Origin of the sequence: Thermosporothrix hazakensis, from assembly GCF_003253565.1 — a bacterium.
GTDB lineage: Bacteria > Chloroflexota > Ktedonobacteria > Ktedonobacterales > Ktedonobacteraceae > Thermosporothrix > Thermosporothrix hazakensis.
Map to the genome: position 1 here is coordinate 118,813 of NZ_QKUF01000014.1, position 17,051 is coordinate 135,863.

18 protein-coding genes are annotated in these 17,051 nt (G+C 54.8%); 13 read left to right on the plus strand and 5 right to left on the minus strand.

Features of this window, described 5'->3' with window-relative positions; genetic code table 11:
• The first annotated feature begins 12 nt into the window (after positions 1 to 12).
• The 11 genes from EI42_RS18820 (at position 13) to larC (ending at position 8,640) form a co-directional block, all read left to right on the plus strand.
• On the plus strand, positions 13 to 981 hold the full coding sequence (locus tag EI42_RS18820) for a lytic transglycosylase domain-containing protein (protein ID WP_111324179.1): 969 nt from the start codon (positions 13 to 15) through the stop codon (positions 979 to 981).
• Positions 982 to 1,290: 309 nt separating this feature from the next.
• On the plus strand, positions 1,291 to 2,238 hold the full coding sequence (locus EI42_RS18825; protein ID WP_111324180.1) for a Phenylacetic acid catabolic protein: 948 nt from the start codon (positions 1,291 to 1,293) through the stop codon (positions 2,236 to 2,238).
• Positions 2,239 to 2,240: 2 nt separating this feature from the next.
• Positions 2,241 to 2,594 (plus strand): metal-sulfur cluster assembly factor, encoded by a 354-nt coding sequence (locus EI42_RS18830; RefSeq protein WP_111324181.1) that lies wholly within the window; start codon positions 2,241 to 2,243, stop codon positions 2,592 to 2,594.
• Positions 2,591 to 2,830: a hypothetical protein gene (locus EI42_RS18835; protein WP_111324182.1), complete on the plus strand. Its 240-nt coding sequence runs from the start codon at positions 2,591 to 2,593 to the stop codon at positions 2,828 to 2,830. Before EI42_RS18830 ends, EI42_RS18835 begins: the two co-directional genes overlap by 4 nt.
• Before the next feature lie 21 nt (positions 2,831 to 2,851).
• Positions 2,852 to 3,616, plus strand: a complete 765-nt coding sequence (locus EI42_RS18840; protein ID WP_111324183.1) for a Phenylacetic acid catabolic protein — start codon at positions 2,852 to 2,854, stop codon at positions 3,614 to 3,616.
• Positions 3,616 to 3,801, plus strand: a complete 186-nt coding sequence (locus tag EI42_RS18845) for a PaaD-like zinc ribbon domain-containing protein (protein WP_174843901.1) — start codon at positions 3,616 to 3,618, stop codon at positions 3,799 to 3,801. Before EI42_RS18840 ends, EI42_RS18845 begins: the two co-directional genes overlap by 1 nt.
• Positions 3,798 to 4,598 (plus strand): enoyl-CoA hydratase/isomerase family protein, encoded by an 801-nt coding sequence (locus tag EI42_RS18850; protein ID WP_111324184.1) that lies wholly within the window; start codon positions 3,798 to 3,800, stop codon positions 4,596 to 4,598. Before EI42_RS18845 ends, EI42_RS18850 begins: the two co-directional genes overlap by 4 nt.
• 136 nt (positions 4,599 to 4,734) lie before the next feature.
• Positions 4,735 to 5,334 (plus strand): enoyl-CoA hydratase/isomerase family protein, encoded by a 600-nt coding sequence (locus tag EI42_RS18855; protein ID WP_170142746.1) that lies wholly within the window; start codon positions 4,735 to 4,737, stop codon positions 5,332 to 5,334.
• 175 nt (positions 5,335 to 5,509) lie between these two features.
• On the plus strand, positions 5,510 to 6,052 hold the full coding sequence (locus EI42_RS18860; RefSeq protein ID WP_137686128.1) for a hypothetical protein: 543 nt from the start codon (positions 5,510 to 5,512) through the stop codon (positions 6,050 to 6,052).
• 388 nt (positions 6,053 to 6,440) lie between these two features.
• The gene (gene nhaA, locus EI42_RS18865) at positions 6,441 to 7,799 is read left to right on the plus strand and encodes a Na+/H+ antiporter NhaA (protein WP_111324187.1); all 1,359 of its coding nucleotides are present in this window, start codon (positions 6,441 to 6,443) and stop codon (positions 7,797 to 7,799) included.
• Positions 7,800 to 7,866: 67 nt separating this feature from the next.
• Positions 7,867 to 8,640: a nickel pincer cofactor biosynthesis protein LarC gene (larC, locus tag EI42_RS18870; RefSeq protein WP_111324220.1), complete on the plus strand. Its 774-nt coding sequence runs from the start codon at positions 7,867 to 7,869 to the stop codon at positions 8,638 to 8,640.
• A 53-nt stretch (positions 8,641 to 8,693) separates the two neighbouring features.
• Here the strand turns inward: larC and EI42_RS18875 are convergent, their stop codons facing one another.
• The gene (locus tag EI42_RS18875) at positions 8,694 to 9,338 is read right to left on the minus strand and encodes a nitroreductase family protein (protein WP_111324188.1); all 645 of its coding nucleotides are present in this window, start codon (positions 9,336 to 9,338) and stop codon (positions 8,694 to 8,696) included.
• Positions 9,339 to 10,772 carry an amidase gene (locus EI42_RS18880; RefSeq protein ID WP_170142747.1) on the minus strand — a complete coding sequence of 478 codons (1,434 nt, stop codon included), beginning with the start codon at positions 10,770 to 10,772 and terminating at the stop codon, positions 9,339 to 9,341.
• Between the two features lie 91 nt (positions 10,773 to 10,863).
• On the opposite strand from EI42_RS18880, the gene EI42_RS18885 reads away from it, so the two are divergent.
• The gene (locus tag EI42_RS18885) at positions 10,864 to 11,913 is read left to right on the plus strand and encodes an LLM class flavin-dependent oxidoreductase (RefSeq protein WP_170142748.1); all 1,050 of its coding nucleotides are present in this window, start codon (positions 10,864 to 10,866) and stop codon (positions 11,911 to 11,913) included.
• Here the strand turns inward: EI42_RS18885 and EI42_RS18890 are convergent.
• From EI42_RS18890 to EI42_RS18900, 3 genes are all read right to left on the minus strand, one after another.
• Entirely contained in the window at positions 11,808 to 13,079 is a 1,272-nt protein-coding gene (locus EI42_RS18890) for a M48 family metallopeptidase (RefSeq protein WP_111324191.1), read from the minus strand. The genes EI42_RS18885 and EI42_RS18890 overlap by 106 nt on opposite strands.
• A gap of 119 nt (positions 13,080 to 13,198) precedes the next feature.
• On the minus strand, positions 13,199 to 13,933 hold the full coding sequence (locus tag EI42_RS18895) for a sugar phosphate isomerase/epimerase family protein (protein WP_111324192.1): 735 nt from the start codon (positions 13,931 to 13,933) through the stop codon (positions 13,199 to 13,201).
• A gap of 129 nt (positions 13,934 to 14,062) precedes the next feature.
• A complete protein-coding gene (locus EI42_RS18900; RefSeq protein WP_111324193.1) occupies positions 14,063 to 14,866 on the minus strand; it encodes a helix-turn-helix domain-containing protein in 804 nt (267 codons plus the stop codon).
• A 379-nt stretch (positions 14,867 to 15,245) separates the two neighbouring features.
• Between EI42_RS18900 and EI42_RS18905 the strand changes: the two genes are divergently transcribed.
• Positions 15,246 to 17,021: a long-chain-fatty-acid--CoA ligase gene (locus EI42_RS18905; RefSeq protein ID WP_111324194.1), complete on the plus strand. Its 1,776-nt coding sequence runs from the start codon at positions 15,246 to 15,248 to the stop codon at positions 17,019 to 17,021.
• Positions 17,022 to 17,051: the final 30 nt, after the last annotated feature.

A 17,051-nucleotide genomic window follows, 5' to 3' on the forward strand; every position in this document is an offset into this window, starting at 1 on the left:
TTGAGGTAGGATATGTCCCAGTTCCGTTCACGTGTGCCGTTTCAGGTTGAGGAGAAGCCGTCGCCTCCTCCTCTTTCCGGTCCGCATCTGCCATCTTCGCCCTCATTCGTCGGGGGAAAAGCAGGGACAACGGAAGCGTTTGAATTTAGCCCGATTGCCAGCGCCTCAAATCCGGTTCGTGTCCCAACAGGCCAGCTTAGTACGACAAAAACACCAACAGGGCAGTTACTGCCGACACCATATCAGCCCACCACTGGACAGATGTATGTGCTGACCGGGCCGTTGACCGACGGTCTTGTGCTACCCCAGAATCGGCAGGCTGTGGTTATTCCCGGCTCAAAGAAGAAGCGCCAGAACACGACAGTGCAGCGCCAGCCTTTGCCTGCACGTGTTCGCTTTTCGATTGTGGCGATTATGCTGTTCTGCTTCTTTATTGCAACGCTGGTTTCGTTCTCTCCTGTGGGCACCGGTCAGAAGACGACTCCCTTTTCGGGTTCCATCGCAGAATGGTTGCAGCGCCAGCAGAACTGGAATACGATAGGCAACAGTGGCGTACCGGTCAGGACAAATCAGGAGAAGCCACCGGCCAATGTTCCTGATGGCGATTATGTTGCGATGGCTCGCGCTGCTGCTCGGGCGGCGGGCATCCCCGAAGAGTACTTCGTGAAGCAGATTGATGCTGAGACTGGCTTTAATCCGAACGCCATGTCGCCGGTTGGGGCGATGGGCATCGCTCAGTTCATGCCTGATACGGCTGCCAGCCTGGGAATCGATCCCTGGAATCCTGAACAGGCGCTCTATGCTGCGGCACGAATGATGTCGAGCCTCTATAAGACGTATGGCGATTACGCGAAAGCGCTTGCCGCTTATAACTATGGCAGTGGCAACTTACAGACAGTTTTGAATGCCTGCGGTTCGGGCTGGATGGGATGTCTCCCCGGAGAAACCCGAGCCTACATTTACAAGATTATGGGAATCTAGCAGGCATTTGGCAATACGGATCAAGAGAAACGCGCATAACCTACCACCTGATGGCAACCCGGTATCCAGCCGGGTTGTTTTTTTTGTCCGTAAACGTTCGGGGCACTTTTGCTGTTGAACAGCTTTTTTTCCTGTCAGGCTATCTGACCTATCAGCTTGACTTTCCCCTGCTCTGCGGCATACAATTGATATGTCCATATGGAGATATGACACTTCGTTTTGTGTGAACAGGTATGCTGAAAGTGACGCTTGCGACGTCTCTGGCCTCCCTCATCTGGAGGGGGCCCGTTTGAGTAAAGGAGTCTGGCGATGGTGACGCAGACCCCGGCTTTGCAAAGCGAGGAGGCTTTGCAGCAACGGCTTCGTAAACAACAACTGGTCGAATCCCTTGAGCATATGAGCCCGGTGTATCTGGAAGGGATCAAGCGCATTCTGACCGTCTCTGCTGACACCGAGCTGATTAGCTCTCCTGCGTATTATCATGCCGCTGTGCATGCACCCTCGTTAAATGCCTTTGGTTCCGCCATTTCTATTATTCAGGATGAACTCGGCCATGCTCATATTGCCTATCGGCTGCTGCGTGACCTGGGCGTGGACACCGAGCAACTGATTTTTGAGCGTGAGCCAGCGAAATTTAAGTACCCCTATGCGTTTGATGTGCCTCTGGAAAGCTGGGTTGAACTGGTGGTTGCCAACGCGTTCTATGATCGGGCTGGCTTCGTCCTGTTGAGCGATGTCTTCCAGAGTACCACCTTTGGCCCCTGGAAACGTGCCCTGCTGAAAGTTGATAAGGAGGAGACCTTCCACCTGCGCCACGGTGAGCAGTGGATGCGTCGCCTGAATAAAGATGCAGAGGGACATGCACTCCTTCAGCAGGCGGTGGACTGGATGTTCTTGCTGACGGTGGAATGGTTTGGCCTGCCCGATGACCTGAAGAAGCACACCGAGCAATTGAACTATGGCTTTAAGGGACACAGCAATGACGAACTACGCCAGATCTGGATGTCAACGGCTGTGCCGCTCTGTAACGAGCTTCAGCTTCAGATTCCAGCCCATTATGATGAGGAGCAGGGAAAATATGTCCTCGAGTGTCCTTTCCCGGCCTATTTCAACGCGGAGAAGAAGCGCTGGGAAGAGTCCTGTTCCTGGGACGATGTCATGAAACGCTGGAAAGCACGGGGCCCAAAGAATGAGGAGTTTGTTGGTATGATACAGCGCGGCAAGAAAGAGATGCTGCGCCTGTTGGAGCAGAAATAACGATGCCTGCACACTATCCATCTCTCAAGGACTATCCACGCGATCACACGTCGTGCCCGGCTCTCTGGGACGCGCTCCGTGAGGTGATGGACCCGGAGATCCCTGTAAGCGTCGTTGATATGGGGCTGATCGTGGCAATCAGTCAGCAAGATGGGGTGGTTAACCTCAAGCTGACCTTTACTGCGATGGGCTGCCCGGCAACGGAGTTCATTCTTGAGGATGTGCGAGAACGCCTGTTGCGTGAGCCCGGGGTCAAAGAGGTACAGATTGAGGTCGTTTGGGACCCCATCTGGACAAAGGCACGTTTGAGTGAAGAGGGCGTTGAGATCATGCGCTCCTGGGGTATATCTGCATGAGTACAAGCACAATCCGCTCGCAAGCGCCTGCACGCCGCGAAGCGCTCAATGAGTCGCAGGTCTGGTGTGTGTATGCCCGGCGCAAATATGAGGAGCCGCTACATGAGATTGGCAATGTGATGGCCGATGATGTTGAGCTGGCAAAAGTCTATGCTCGCAGTATCTATGATGAGTTTTCCTGGGTTGAAATGGTACTGGTTCCTCGTGAGAGCATTGTTACCGTCATTGCATCGTGAAAAGTGAGGCGGATCTTTCGCATGAGTACAATATCTCGTATCAATCATGCGGCTTTATTTGCTATTCTGTCGTCGCTTGCCGATAACAAGCAAGCGATTGGGCGGCGCTATGCCTACTGGTGTAATGGCGCTCCGGCTCTGGAAGCGGCGGTTGCGGCTGCGGCTATGACGCAGGATGAGCTCGGCCATGCCCGGACGCTCTATCCTTTACTTGGTCACTTCGCGCAGGCCGAAACGATGCCCGAACAGGTCGAGCCCGAGACGCGCACACTGCGCTATCACCTGGCCTATCTCGATCAGGAGTTTCAGGGCTGGTGCGATTTTGTGGCGACGAATTTTCTGCTCGATACTGCCCTGACGACCTTCTTTGAGGCAGCACAGAACTCAAACTATGATGCACTCCGCGCCCGCTCTCGCAAGATTGTGCAGGAAGAGCGCATTCATGCGATGCACGCGGATGGCTGGGTGCGGCGTCTGGCCCGGGCCGGTGGCGCGGTGCGAGAGGTGTTGATTGCCTCGCTAGAACGTCTCTGGGATGAAACGCTGTGCTGGTTCGGCCCATCTGATGATGCGGTGATGCTGCAACTCGTTCAGGATGGCATGGTCGAGGCTACACCTGATGAACTGCGTGACCGCTATCTGCGGAAGCTGTTACCCGTACTGCAAGCGACAGAGATCGAAGTCCCGATCCGGTTTGAGGAGCGCATACAGCGCTGGCTTCCCGTGCGGCCCTTGCCCTGGGCATGCTGGAAGCAGGAGGAGCGGCGCTTTCAGGGGGATCGCTGATGAGTGAGCAATCCGAGGTAACCTGTCCTTTTTGTGGCTCCACTGAGACAGAGCTGTTTTCATTGTTCGGGCAACAACTGTTGACCGTGCAATACTATTGTCGTTCCTGTCGTACACCGTTTGAGCGCGTCAAAGATGACACGGTGCTTGATGAGTATGTCGCACGAAAGGAAGAAGAGCAATGACGACACAGACTGAACGGACACTGGTCAACTATAATGTGACCGATGGGGTTGCGATTATCGAGCTATCCAATGCTCCCGCAAATACATATAGCTACGAGATGATGAGCCAGCTTGATGCGGCTATCCTGCGCGCTCGTTTTGATGAACAGGTGCATGTGCTGCTGCTGCGGGGCGCTGGCGAGAAGTTCTTCTGTGCCGGGGCCGATATTTCCATGCTGAACGAGGTCACGCCCGCGTATAAGTATTATTTCTGTCTGCATGCAAATGAGACGTTGGTCCGTCTGGAGCAGACGCCGAAACTGGTAATCGCGGCACTGAATGGCCATACGGTTGGCGGTGGTCTGGAAATCGCGCTTGCCTGCGATATTCGTATTGCGCGGCGCAATGCCGGGAAAATTGGCCTACCTGAAGTGAATCTTGGCGTGTTGCCGGGAACCGGCGGCACACAGCGAATGGCCCGTGCCCTGCCCAAAAACAAGGCCATTGAATATATGGCTGAAGGCAAGCTGATGAGCTTTGAAGAGGCGCTTGAACTCGGCCTGATCAATTATATCTATGAGTCCGAACACTATTGGGAACAGGTGCTTGACTATGCCCGATCGTTCTGTCCGCCGCATAAAGCAGCCCGTACAGTTGGGCGTATCAAGCGTTCGGTGCAGTCCGGAGCTGAAGTCACGCTGGCCGAGGGGTTGGCACTTGAACGCGAACTCCAACAGCTTTGTTTCCAGAGCGAGGATGCAAAGGAAGGCATTGCCGCCTATGTAGAGAAACGCAAGGGGAATTTCAGCGGGCGCTAGCAGCAGAAGTTGAGCTATCCTCTCTTTGCGCACCTCTTGAATGTCATCCAGAGTCCCATTTGTGGGCTCTGGATGATATAATAGTTGCTGGTAGAGACAAAGATGAGCAATGAGGGTGCAGGGTCAGAGAGCGGTTATGGCTGAGATACGAACGCGAGTGCAGAAGGATGTCTGGTGGATCATTCTCGATAATCCACCGTTAAATCTCCTGACGACAGAGATGCTGGTACAATGTACAGCGGCTCTGCAAAAAGCGCTGCGCCTGTCCCCACGCCTGATCGTACTATCCGGTATTGGTGAGCAGGCTTTCTGCTCTGGCGTTGACCTCCCCTCCGAAAAGCAACGTTCAAAGCTATTGCATGCTGCCCGGGAGACGGACGTGATGTTCTCAACTGTGCGGCAGAAAAAGATTCCCACCGTGGCATTGATTAAAGGGAACGCCTTTGGTCCCGGCTGTGAGATCGCGTCTTTGTGCGAGACGATTATTGCACGTGAGGATGCTCGGTTCAGGCTTCCCGCGCCCAATGCACAGGTGTTTCCCTCGGCGGTCACGACCTATTTACCCTCTCTGATTGGTCAGGAGCAGACAACCTTTCTCGGGCAGAGCGGCAAAACGCTTTCAGCCCGTGAGGCGTTGCATCTGGGGCTGGCTCATCAGGTACTCCCGGCGCGTCGCTTCTTGCAGGATACAGAAGAACTGCTGATTATGTTGGCTACAATCGGCTCTCCCGCCTGAATATGGTATACAGAGGCGCTTCTTCCTCGCTTACTATCCATGGCGTTTTGTGGCCCAATCCCTACATGAGTGAAACGGGAACTTTTTGAGCAAGCAGAACGTCTTGTCTGTGAAGGCTTATTGGTGCAGAGGATGGAGGTGAGCGAGAAGGAGTATCTTTTGAAGAAGGAGAGCTATGATGCAGAAGCTCAAATCAATACCGTATCTGACACACTGGCTGCTGGTGCTTTCTCTGGTGTTGGTTCTGGTACTTGTTACGGCATGTGGTTCAAGGCCAACCACGGGGGGACAGCCAGCACAGGGAAGCCCGACCGCAACCCCTCCTGCTACCACGCCTGCTCCCGATAAGGGAGACAAGAACGCGCTTACAAACGGCTGCCCTAGCGATATCACGATGAAGACCGTGCCATCAAAGGCGGATGTCATTGTGAAGAGAAGCGATATTGGGAAGACCATTGTTGTGCATAAAGGCAATATTATCGAATTTGATCTCCCGTTCGGGCAGCGCTGGCTTGGGCCGACCGCTACACCAACCATTCTGGAAATTCAGCAGCCTGCTGGCTTTGCTGCCTCTGAGAATAAGGCCTGTATCTGGCGCTTTGTGGCCAGGGATACAGGAAAGATCGAGCTTGACTTTACGGCGCGGGCGATCTGTCGGCCCGGTAAGATGTGCGCCATGTATATTATGGATCTTCCATTTACCATCGAAGTACAATAAGACCTCGTTCATCTCTCCAAGCGGGCGTATACGGGACGCCTGCTTTTTTTATGCGGTGTAAAGGTTGCTTTTGGGTCCCACTTTGTGCTGATAATGAATGGAGGTACCTGCTAAGAGAATGCGAAGCGGAAAACAGGGAAGGTCATAGTCGCTCAGGATGCCTGTTGAGCCGGAGCCAGATGTGATTGCTCCCGTGGCCACCTGCTCTTATTGCCGAGATCCTCTTTTTCTTCTCATCGGTTGTCCCGTTTCTTCCTGATCGCTGCTGCGGTGGCCTGCTTTCTTATCTATGCTGCTCAAACGAAGCCCCGGTGTGCCCATAATCATATCTGGACCGGGGATAGATCGATATGTTCAGTAATATCTCTTTTTGTTGGTGGTGGAACATATGAATATCCAGGAGCAGGTGAGGAAACCTGCACAGAATCGTATTGCCAGGCTGCTCTTGCGCCCATTTCAGGCGTTTTTTGATGCGGAAGTCACAGGAGGAGTCATCCTGCTCTGCTGCACCGCGCTTGCTCTAATCTGGGTCAATTCGCCATTTGGGCCGCTTTATGACGCACTCTGGCAGACACATGTTATGCTCGGGATCGGACCTTTTGCGCTGGATGAAGCACTCCATTTCTGGATCAATGATGGCCTTATGACGCTCTTCTTCTTTCAAGTCGGGCTGGAAATCAAGCGTGAAGTGCTGGTAGGGGAGCTCTCGTCGTTACGAAAATCGGCCCTGCCTGTGATTGCTGCCCTGGGCGGTATGATCTTTCCGGCCTTGATTTTTCTTGTATTCAATTTCAACACCAGCGCTCATAGTGGATGGGGTATCTCGATGGCGACCGATATTGCCTTTGCACTCGGGGCCCTGGCGCTGCTCGGAAGCCGTATCCCTGTCGGGCTCAAGGTATTTCTGGCAGCTTTTGCGATTGCCGACGACCTCGGCGCGGTTCTGGTGATCGCGTTGTTCTACAATACCGGGATTGATCTGCTTGCGCTTGGGCTTGCGGCGCTGTTCCTGATGAGCCTGATTACAGCGAATATGCTCGGGATTCGGTGGCGCTTTGTCTATCTCGGGTTGGGTGTCTGCCTCTGGCTGGCGTTGTTGCGCTCTGGCATCCATGCCACACTGAGCGGGGTGTTGCTGGCGATGACGATTCCCGCCCGCGCCTTTATTGATGGACATGATTTTGTCAGGACCGGGCGCGAATTGCTGGATGAGTTCGAGAGCTGCGATCCCGGTCAGGTTGGCCTGGCGATGAGTGATGAGCAACAGGCGGCAACGCAGGCGCTTGAGGTGGTCTGTGAGAAGATTCAGGCTCCCCTGCAACGGCTGGAACGTGGTCTGCATCCGTGGGTCAATTTCTTGATTATGCCCCTGTTTGCGCTCTCGAATGCAGGTATTCATCTTGAGGGGAATGTGTTGAGCAACATTGTCAGCCCTGTGTGCCTGGGGGTTGTCCTGGGGCTTGTCTGTGGCAAGCAAATCGGGATTACGCTGTTCTCCTGGCTCGTGGTGAAACTGGGCGTCTCCGAGCTTCCAGAGCGCGTCTCGTGGCGGCATATTTATGGCGCGAGCTGGCTTGGTGGAATTGGCTTTACTATGTCCCTCTTCGTCAGTGATCTGGCCTTTGGCGCGGGGCAGGAGGTCCATATTGCGGAGGCCAAGCTTGGCATTCTGATTGCTGCACTGCTGTCGGGCGCGGTTGGTTGTGCAATTCTGTTTGGATGCAGGAAAGAGGCGGCTGAGTGGTAGTTTTTTCTGTCTGGCTGCTGTAGAATGGTGCTGCAAGAAGATGCAGTTTCTGGCTGAGGAAAAGAAGATGACAAAAGCGCTTTATTTTGACTGTTTTTCTGGTATCAGTGGAGATATGACCCTGGGGGCGTTGTTGGATCTTGGCCTGTCGCTGGATGAGCTGCGGAGAGAACTGGCGAAACTGAATCTCTCTGGCTGGAAGATCGCGGCACGCCAGGAGATGCGCGGGTATATTTCCGGGACGCGGGCGCTGGTTGATGCACCTGAGCAGCACCATCATCGGCATCTGGCGGATATTCGGTTGATTATTGAGTCAAGCACCCTTTCCGAGCGCGTTAAGGCACAGAGTATGCATATCTTTCGGTTGCTTGCTGATGCTGAAGCAAAGGTGCATGGCCTCTCGCCTGATGAGGTTCATTTTCATGAGGTCGGGGCTCTGGATGCAATCATTGACATTGTGGGTACTGCGATCGGGCTGGAACTGCTGGAGATTGATGAGGTGTTCGCGAGCCCTCTGCCTCTCGGCTCTGGCTGGATTCAGGCTGCTCATGGCTGGTTGCCGCTGCCGGCGCCTGCGACGCTGAACCTGCTTGCCGAGGCGGGCGCACCGACTGTTCCCGATACGTTGCGGACAGAACTGGTGACGCCGACCGGAGCCGCTATCCTGGCCGCGCTGGCGACCTTTGAACGCCCCTCACTGCGCTTGCAAGGTGTGGGGTATGGGTTGGGCATGCGTGAGCTGGAACGACCTAATGTGCTACGCGTCTGGCTTGGTGAGCGGTTGCCCCCGGAAGGGGAAGAGCGACCAGAAGAACATCACCACCATCACCATCATCGTTGAAGGATAGAGAGAAGAGGGTGACTCTCGTTGTGCTGAGAGCCACCCTCTCCATTTTACCACTGGTCCCAGTGGATCAGTTTCTCAACGTTCTCGCGTTTGGCTGGTTGAAAGTTGGTGCCAATGGTGTAGGCAATGGGCAGGAGCGCGGCCTGCTGAACCCGCTCATAGGGAATCCCGAGGAGCTCGGCAGCTTCGCGTTCATAGCGCAAGTGAAGCGTTGTCCAGGCGGTACCGAGGCCCCGAGCGCGAGCAGCAAGCATAAAGCTCCAGGTTGCCGGCAGGATAGATCCCCACATCGCAGCCTGGCCCTCTGCTGGAAGGGTATCGGTTCGGCCTTCAAAGCACGGAAGCACCATTACCGGAACCTCATGGAAGTGCTCGCTCAAGTAGATCGAAGATTGCGCGATGCGCTGCTGTGTAGCAAGTCTTTCAGAAGGCAGGGTGCTCATTGCCTTTTGAGCTTGCTTGATATAGATATTGAACGATTTACGATAGAGTTCCGCAAGTCCTTTGCGCTTTTCTGCGTCAGTGACTACCATAAAGTGCCAGCTCTGCCGATTGCTTCCGGTTGGAGCCTGAATCGCGATTTCAATGCACTGGCGAATGACCTCCGGTTCGACCGGACGCGAAAAGTCGAGCCGCTTCCGAACAGTGCGCGTGGTAGTTAGAAGCTCATCCGGTGTCAGTTCAAGGTACATCTATTGCTCCTCCTCTTGTGTTGTGGGTAGGTGAAGGGCAGGTTGTTGGGCGCTCCACTCGCAGGCCTGTTCATAGGCTGTTGCGGCGCAGAGGATACGCGGTTCATTCCAGGCATTGCCGACAATTTGCAGACCTATCGGGAGGCCAGTCTTGCTGAAGCCACAGGGTAGTGTCAGTGCGGGCAATCCGGTCAGGTTCCAGGCTGCCGTGAAGCAGTTCAATCCGGCGCGTTGCTCCTTCTCTGCCTGGGTTTCGGCCAGTGGGGGCGAAACAACGGGCGTGGTGGGAGTCAGCAGCAGGTCATAGTCCGCAAAGAAGCGCTGCATAGAGCGGCGGATCCGGGTCTGTTCATGGCGGGCGCGAGCATATTCGATACTGGCAATTGCAGCACCGTAGGTCAGGCTCTCCCGCACTGAGTCGCTGTAGGCTTCCGGTTGTTTTTGCAGGCGTTCATAGTGATAGGCGGCAGCGTCACATGTCAGAAGCAGTCCGTTGAGGCTCCGCACACGGCTGTCAGCCGGTGGTTCGACCTCGTGCAGTCGGGCTCCCAGACGCTCGAAGACGTGAAGTGCCTGCTCGAATGCCTCGGCGATGTCGGGTTGAAGTTGCTCATCCTCGTTGAGGAATGGGGCGCGGGCAAAGGCGATGTTCCACCCTCTGACCCCGTTTTTGAGGGTGGAGCGGTAGTCGGGTACGGGCATGTTGCTTGTGTATGGATCCTGCGGATCGAAGCCTGCAAGTTGCTGCAAGAGTAGTGCAGCATCTTCAACCGAGCGGGTGAACAGGCCCGCGGTATCCAGGCTCCAGCTTAACGGGATAACGCCCCGGTTGCTTATGCGCCCGAGAGTGGGTTTGAAGCCAACAATGCCACAGAACGCGGCGGGAATACGCGTGGAGCCGCCCGAATCGGTGCCCAGAGAGGCAGCAGCCAATCCCGCGGCAACCGCGACCGCCGAGCCACCCGAAGAGCCGCCCGGGTCGCAGTCTGTATTCCAGGGATTGCGACAGGTGCCAGAAAGCGGGTTGGAATTATCGGCTTTCATTGCCCATTCGCCCATTGTCTGCTTTCCCAGCAGGACCGCGGTTCCGGCTTTGAGCTTTTGAACGACGGTCGCATCTTCCTGCGCGATATTGTCGAGCAGTGCCGGAGAACAGGCTGTTGTGGGAACGCCTTGCACATCAAAGAGATCTTTCAGGCCCAGAGGAATGCCGTGCAGGGGGCCTGTATAGGTGCCGTTCGCTTGCAGGTCGTCGGCCTGTTGTGCCATACGCAGTGCAAGCTGTTCTGTCACGGTGGCGTAGCTGACAAGCAAGGGGTCATAGGTAGTGATCCGTTCCAGGTAGGCCTGTGTGACCTCCAGAGAGCGTACCTCGCCTTGCTCAATCAGGGGCGCCAGCTCGCTGATTGTGTATGCTGTCAGGTGTTGCGTCAAAGAATCTCTCCTGCTTTTTGGTTTGTTCTTCATGCCTTTATGCTACTATATTAGCAAGATATGAATCAACAAAGAAGGGTGGATGTTTCGCATGTCTGAGACACACGCTGCAAGGAGGCAGTATCGCGTCGGCTTTGTTGCTGACTCTCCGAATTTTCCCGCTGCCTGGAACGATGTTGTAGAGAAAGTACGAATCGCGGATGAACTGGGCTTTGACTCTGTCTGGCTCGGGGAATCCTGGGGGTATGAACTCTTTACCTCGCTGGCTGATCTTGTGCGTGCTACACAGAGAATTAAGATCGGGGCCGGTATCGCGAATATCTACTCGCGCAGTCCTGCCGTGCTGGCGAGTAGTGCGGCAACGCTGGATGAGCGCTCTGGCGGGCGTTTCCTGCTTGGTCTGGGCCCCTCGGGAGCGAATGTCATTGAGCACTGGCACGGCGTGCGCTTTGAGAAACCGTTACAGCGTACCCGCGAATATATCGAGATTATTCGGATGATCCTGCGGGGCGAGAAGCTGATTTATCATGGCACCTTCTTTAAACTTGAGCGCGGGTTCAAGCTCCGCTTCACGCCGCCTCGGAGTGATCTGCCGATCTATGTTGCCGCGATGGGACCGAAGAACATTATCCAGACGGGTGAGATCGCGGATGGAGTGATGCCGATCTACTGGCCGTGCACTAAGTGGGGCGACCTCCGGGCGCTGCTGGATGAGGGGGCACGAAAAGCCGGACGAGTGCCACATAGCGCGATGATCGCACCCTATATTACGACGGCGCTCTTGCCAGAAAACGTTTCAGAGGAACGACGTCAGGAGGCACGTAGCGCGGCTGCAATGCCCCTGGCCTACTATGTTGGCAAGATGGGCACCTACTATGCTGATATGCTGCGCCGAAATGGCTTTGAGGCGGAGGTGCAGGCGATTATCGATGGCTGGCAGAAGGGCATAAAGTCGGCTATCGCCGCTGTGTCTCCGCGTTTGCTTGATGCGGTGGCACTGGTCGGGACGCCCCGGGAAGTGGTGGCACGGCTCGATCAGTGGGCTGAATGGGGTGTTGATGAGCCACTGTTAACCATGCCAGAGGGCCCGGTTGATGAGGTGGCTGCCCTGTTGCAGGACTTGAAAGAGGCGCTGGCATAGGATGAGGAGAGGAGCCGTTCCGCGAACTCGTCCGCATGCCTGAGACGGCGGTGTACGGCAGGATGGGAATACAGCCAGAACTCGACGAGGGGTGCGGGCACGATCTCGGTAAGGTTCTGGCTTGCCAGACGGCGCATGACGCTTTTGAAGGCATCTACCTTTTGTGTAACCTGAAGGGCGTACTCATCGGCCTGATATTCCATATGGCGGCTCAGAGTGTTCCGAATCGGCATGATCAGCACATGAAAGCTCACGACAAGCAGGGCAAAGAGTGGAATGGTGGCCGGATCTGTCAGGGAGAAGTACATGTTTTGATTGTCCATCAGCCAGCGCAGGAAGAGGTGCGTCAGCGAGAGGCCTGCGAGCGTCAATACCCCCTGGCTGAAGAGCATTTTCCAGATGTGATTGTGGACATGGTGCCCGATTTCATGCGCAAGCACTACCTCGATTTCATCAATCGTGTAGCGGTCTGTCATGGTATCGCCCAGAACGATGCGTCTGGTGTTGCCCAAACCCATGAGAGCTGCGGTGGCCGCTGTCGTCCGATGGCTGAGTTGAATCGTGAAGATACCCTGTACCCGTGTCGCAGTGCGGCGGGCCAGTTCAAGCAGCCGCTGGTTCAGCTCTCCTTCAGGCAGAGGCTTGAAGCGATAGAACAGAGGAAAGATCAGGACCGGGGCCAGATTGGTCATGATAATCGAGAAGAGCAGGAGGAGCAGCGCAAGCCAGAGCCACCACCAGTGTGGTTGACTTGCCAGCAGGCCATAGGTGAGCAGCAGTGCTCCTGCCTGGAGTGCGAAGTTAAGTAGGAGGTTCTTGCCTGTATCATGCAGCCAGGTTGAGCCATCGATGAGCGCAAGTCCATAGCGAAATGAGAGACGATATCGCAGATAGGCGAGCGGCAGACTGAGGCAACAATAGCCACAGAACGCAATGGCGAAATAGGCTACCAGTTGTGCCGGGTAGTAGCCGGGAAAAGGATGCCAGGTCAGGATAGGAGCCCAGAGCACGGCCATATAAAGCTGATCTCGCAGTAGCTTATCAAGTCCCGTTGCTATCGTAAGCGTCAGGCAGGTGAGAAGCAGAACAAGATCCAACAGAGAGAATACCAATTTTTGCCGGGCATAATGGCGCGCTTTCCGTTGTCGAGCTTTATCTATCTCCATGCGATTGCACTCCTGAAAGGCCTGGCAGCCTCTTGCCTTCTATGCCACATTCTGGTGACAGCAGTGTTTCAACAAGCTCAGGGTCTCATTCCGTATTGGAGATGGATGGTGTTGCGGCTTTACTTCAGTCCTTTTAAATAGGCCAAAGAACGCTGCGCGCTTTCGAGCGACGGGATCTGTGGCGCGTCATTCTCCACCAGATACCACTGGCTTTGGGCGGCCTGAGCCGCCTCAATATAGGATGGGATCGGCAGCGTACCCGCGCCCGCCTCGGTAAAGGTACGCTCCGGTGTCATATCTTTGATATGGACCACGGGAACCCGTCCCGAAAGCCGCTTGAGATAGGCAACTGGATCGACGCCCGCATACGCAGCCCAGTAGGTGTCGAGCTCACATTGCAGCGTCTCGGCGTCAACGGCCTCAAATAAGCGATCAAGCCAGTATGCGCCTGCGACCTCGGTAAATTCGGCGGCATGGTTATGGAAGGCAAACGTGATGCCCTGGTCACGACAGCGCTTGCCGAGCTCATTCAGGATCGGAGCCAGCTTCTTCAGCCCTTCCTCGTTGATCCATTCCTGCCCGAGCCAGGGGAGAACGAGATGAGGACAACCGATTTCACGGCAATACTTGATCTCGCGCTCGGCATCTTCCTGCAAGGCGAGCAGACTGACATGTGTCCCTGCGGCCTTCAGACCTGTTTCCTGAAGCAGGTCGCGCATTTCGGCGGCGGAAAGATTGCCATATCCGGCGAACTCAACCCCCTCGTAGCCCATTTCGGCAACGCGGCGGATGGTTCCCTTGAAATCCTGGGCCGTCTGGTCTCGCACCGTATAGAGTTGTAGTCCAATGTGCATTGTTGTAAATACTCTCCACTTCTAATTGAATTGGCTTTGAGCTCTGGCCGTTCTTCGGGGCGGGAGAGAAGAGCATTCTAGCCTTGCTTCTTTTCTTCCTTGAGTAGTTTTTCCTGCCGAAGAACTACTTTAGTATATCTCTTCTTGTGGCTGCCATGCCAGTTGTCTGTAAATCTTTAGCGTGTGTTGATCTCCTGGTACATAGCTGACCATCGAATAATTCGCGATGCCGGTAAAGACAGTCGTTGCGGTTCGCAGTGTCAGGCGTCCAAGCTGACTATGCTGAATTTGAAAGACAAAAGAGGGGGCAGGTTTGCCTGCGGGATAGGTTGCGGCGGCGATGCGTTTGAATTCTGGAAGTGTGCGCAAACGCTTGCGGAGCTCCTTGTATCCCGGCAAATGAGTGACGGTGCTGGTGTTGTACTGGAAGTCGCTGACCAGACGCCGCGCCAGATGTTCCCAACCATGAAAGCGTTTACGCATATGCGGATCAAAGACGAATTCCAGCAAGTGTAACGGTAACCCGGGCGGTGCAATCTCAAAGAGCTCAAGGGCAGCTTTATTCCATGAGTGGAGATACCATAAGCGGTTCAGGGAGTGCGCCGGATACGACGTATTATGGACCAGTAAGCGGGCGAGCTCTCCCAGCTCAAGGAGCGCGCTTTCCGTCGCTGTTTCCGTATCGACAAGTTGTCCCGTGAGCCGCGTATAGGCCTGATAAAACTGCTCTTTTTCGGCTCCAAAGAGCTCAAGGGCTCGTGCGAGCAACTGAGCAACATGGGGCGAGGGATTGTGCCGCTGCCCGGATTCCAGGTGGTAGATATAGGTCCGGGAGAGGCGTGTTGCCTGTGCCAGTTGCCCCTGGGACATGCCCTTCTGCTGCCTGTATTTCGTAATGAGCCTGGCAAAATCTGATTCTAGGTGTTGAACCATCCTTGCGCGATCCTGTTGCTATCATAGCGTGAAAAAGAAAACTCTGCAATGGAGAGTCGCTTCAATAGCGTCAGGAGTCAGTCAGACGAAAGCGAACTATCTCTGCACTTTCTCCTGAGAAACCTGGAAGTTTTGGTAAAAACGTTAGCTACTTCTCCATTATCGCGCAAAATCTGTTAGCTGGCAACATGGCTATTACTCAACGGTGGCCATATAATTAAAGAAATGGGTCTTTCACATAGCGGTGCGTCATAAAAGTGGAACAACGTTGGTTGAGCGCACGATGTGGCGTCAGGCTGAGCTAAGCGTTTGTTGTTGCTTATAGGGTGACAAAGAAGTCGCCGGGGGTGGTTCCCCCTGTAGGAGAGGAGCATACACCATGTCTGACCCATCTTTAACAAACAACACTCCTGCTGAGCAGAATTCATCTTATGTGGGCGCGGCGGATGCTGAACTCCTGGCTTCTCGCCCCTGGGTACGTCACTATGAAGAGGGAGTTCCTGTCACTCTGGAACTACCCGAGCGCCCTTTGACCTACCTTCTCGATAATGCGGCAAGCCGTTATCCCGGTCATACTGCGCTGTACTATTTTGGCACCAGGATAACCTATGCCCGGCTCTCGAATCTGGCGAATCGTTTTGCGATCGGTTTGCAGAGACTGGGCGTACAGAAAGGGGATCGGGTTGCTATTTCTCTCCCTAACATTCCGCAGTATCCGATCGCCTTTTTTGGAGCGCTGCGGGCAGGTGCAGTTGTTGTTCCTACCAATCCTATGTATACCTCGCATGAACTCAGACACCAGCTAAAGGATTCAGGCGCGAAAGTGCTGGTTGCGCTTGATATGTTCTATCCCAGAGTGCGAGAGATCCGCCACGAGACTGCCCTTGAACATATCATTGTGACCAGCCCTGCTGATTATCTCCCCACCCTACTGCGTACGCTTTATCCGCTCAGCCAGCGCAAACAAAAGCCAGAGAAACCTTTGACGGACAAAGAGATACAGGACGACCCCGGCTTACATGTCATGCGCACGATTCTGGCAGAACAGACCAGAGGCGGCGTCGAGCTCTTCAATCTCCCGGTACCGGCGAGAAGCAGCGATCTGGCTGTGTTGCAATATACCGGCGGCACAACCGGACAGGCAAAAGGGGCGATGCTTACGCATGGCAATTTGCTGGCAAACGCCTACCAGACACGCTATTGGACCCCGAAAGCCCAGGAGGGGACAGAGGTCACGCTGTGTGCGGCCCCCTTTTTCCATTCGTATGGGCTGACCGTCGGCATGAATCTGTCGCTGCTGATCGGGGCAACGATGGTGCTGGTACCGCAGTTTAAGGCCCGCCAGATTGTAGATGTGATCCGGCGCACGCATCCGACGCTCTTTCCGGGTATTCCAACCATGTATATCGCGATCATGCGGGAGGTTGGCAAGCACACCGACTACCTGCAATCGATCAAGTTTTGTATCAGTGGAGCCGCTCCGCTTCCGGCCCAGGTACAGCATGATTTTGAGGAGATGTCGGGGGCAAAGGTGGTTGAGGGCTATGGTTTGAGTGAAGCCAGTCCTGTCACTCACTGTAATCCGCTGACCGAGGCGTGTCGCAATGGCAGTATTGGCCTGCCTCTGCCCGGCATCGATGCCCGCATTATGGATGTGACCTCGCATCAGTTCTTACCTGTCGGCGAAGTGGGCGAGATCGTGGTACGTGGACCCAATATCATGCAGGGCTACTGGAACCGCGAGGAAGAGACCCGTGACATCTTTGTCGATGGCTGGATGCGCACCGGAGACATCGGCAAGATGGATGAGGACGGCTACTTCTATGTGGTGGACAGAGCGAAAGACCTGATCCTTGCCAGCGGGTTTAACGTCTATCCACGCGAGATCGAAGAGGTGCTGTTTCGGCATCCCCGCGTAGCTGAAGCCGCTGTGATTGGGATCCCCGATGAGTACCGTGGTGAGACGGTTGCCGCCTTTGTTGTCCTGAAGGATGGGAACAAGCCGTCAGAGGAAATCAGGCAAGAAATTATTGCCTTCTGCAAGCAAGAATTGACGAACTATAAAGTCCCGAAAGTTATTGAGTTCCGTGAGCAGCTTCCCAAGTCGATGGTCGGGAAAGTACTGAGAAGAGAGTTACGAACAACCAGGCAGTAACAGCGCTGACCTGATGTGTGAGCATAAAGG

Excerpts from the sequence above, each read along its gene's own strand:
- EI42_RS18900 (WP_111324193.1), bottom strand. The coding sequence starts at position 14,866 with ATGGTTCAACACCTAGAATCAGATTTTGCCAGGCTCATTACGAAATAC.
- EI42_RS18890 (WP_111324191.1), bottom strand. The coding sequence starts at position 13,079 with ATGGAGATAGATAAAGCTCGACAACGGAAAGCGCGCCATTATGCCCGG.
- EI42_RS18905 (WP_111324194.1), top strand. The coding sequence starts at position 15,246 with ATGTCTGACCCATCTTTAACAAACAACACTCCTGCTGAGCAGAATTCA.
- EI42_RS18860 (WP_137686128.1), top strand. The coding sequence starts at position 5,510 with ATGATGCAGAAGCTCAAATCAATACCGTATCTGACACACTGGCTGCTG.
- nhaA (WP_111324187.1), top strand. The coding sequence starts at position 6,441 with ATGAATATCCAGGAGCAGGTGAGGAAACCTGCACAGAATCGTATTGCC.
- EI42_RS18835 (WP_111324182.1), top strand. The coding sequence starts at position 2,591 with ATGAGTACAAGCACAATCCGCTCGCAAGCGCCTGCACGCCGCGAAGCG.
- EI42_RS18845 (WP_174843901.1), top strand. The coding sequence starts at position 3,616 with ATGAGTGAGCAATCCGAGGTAACCTGTCCTTTTTGTGGCTCCACTGAG.
- EI42_RS18885 (WP_170142748.1), top strand. The coding sequence starts at position 10,864 with ATGTCTGAGACACACGCTGCAAGGAGGCAGTATCGCGTCGGCTTTGTT.
- EI42_RS18820 (WP_111324179.1), top strand. The coding sequence starts at position 13 with ATGTCCCAGTTCCGTTCACGTGTGCCGTTTCAGGTTGAGGAGAAGCCG.
- EI42_RS18875 (WP_111324188.1), bottom strand. The coding sequence starts at position 9,338 with ATGTACCTTGAACTGACACCGGATGAGCTTCTAACTACCACGCGCACT.
- EI42_RS18840 (WP_111324183.1), top strand. The coding sequence starts at position 2,852 with ATGAGTACAATATCTCGTATCAATCATGCGGCTTTATTTGCTATTCTG.
- EI42_RS18895 (WP_111324192.1), bottom strand. The coding sequence starts at position 13,933 with ATGCACATTGGACTACAACTCTATACGGTGCGAGACCAGACGGCCCAG.
- EI42_RS18830 (WP_111324181.1), top strand. The coding sequence starts at position 2,241 with ATGCCTGCACACTATCCATCTCTCAAGGACTATCCACGCGATCACACG.
- EI42_RS18825 (WP_111324180.1), top strand. The coding sequence starts at position 1,291 with ATGGTGACGCAGACCCCGGCTTTGCAAAGCGAGGAGGCTTTGCAGCAA.
- EI42_RS18850 (WP_111324184.1), top strand. The coding sequence starts at position 3,798 with ATGACGACACAGACTGAACGGACACTGGTCAACTATAATGTGACCGAT.
- EI42_RS18855 (WP_170142746.1), top strand. The coding sequence starts at position 4,735 with ATGGCTGAGATACGAACGCGAGTGCAGAAGGATGTCTGGTGGATCATT.
- larC (WP_111324220.1), top strand. The coding sequence starts at position 7,867 with ATGACAAAAGCGCTTTATTTTGACTGTTTTTCTGGTATCAGTGGAGAT.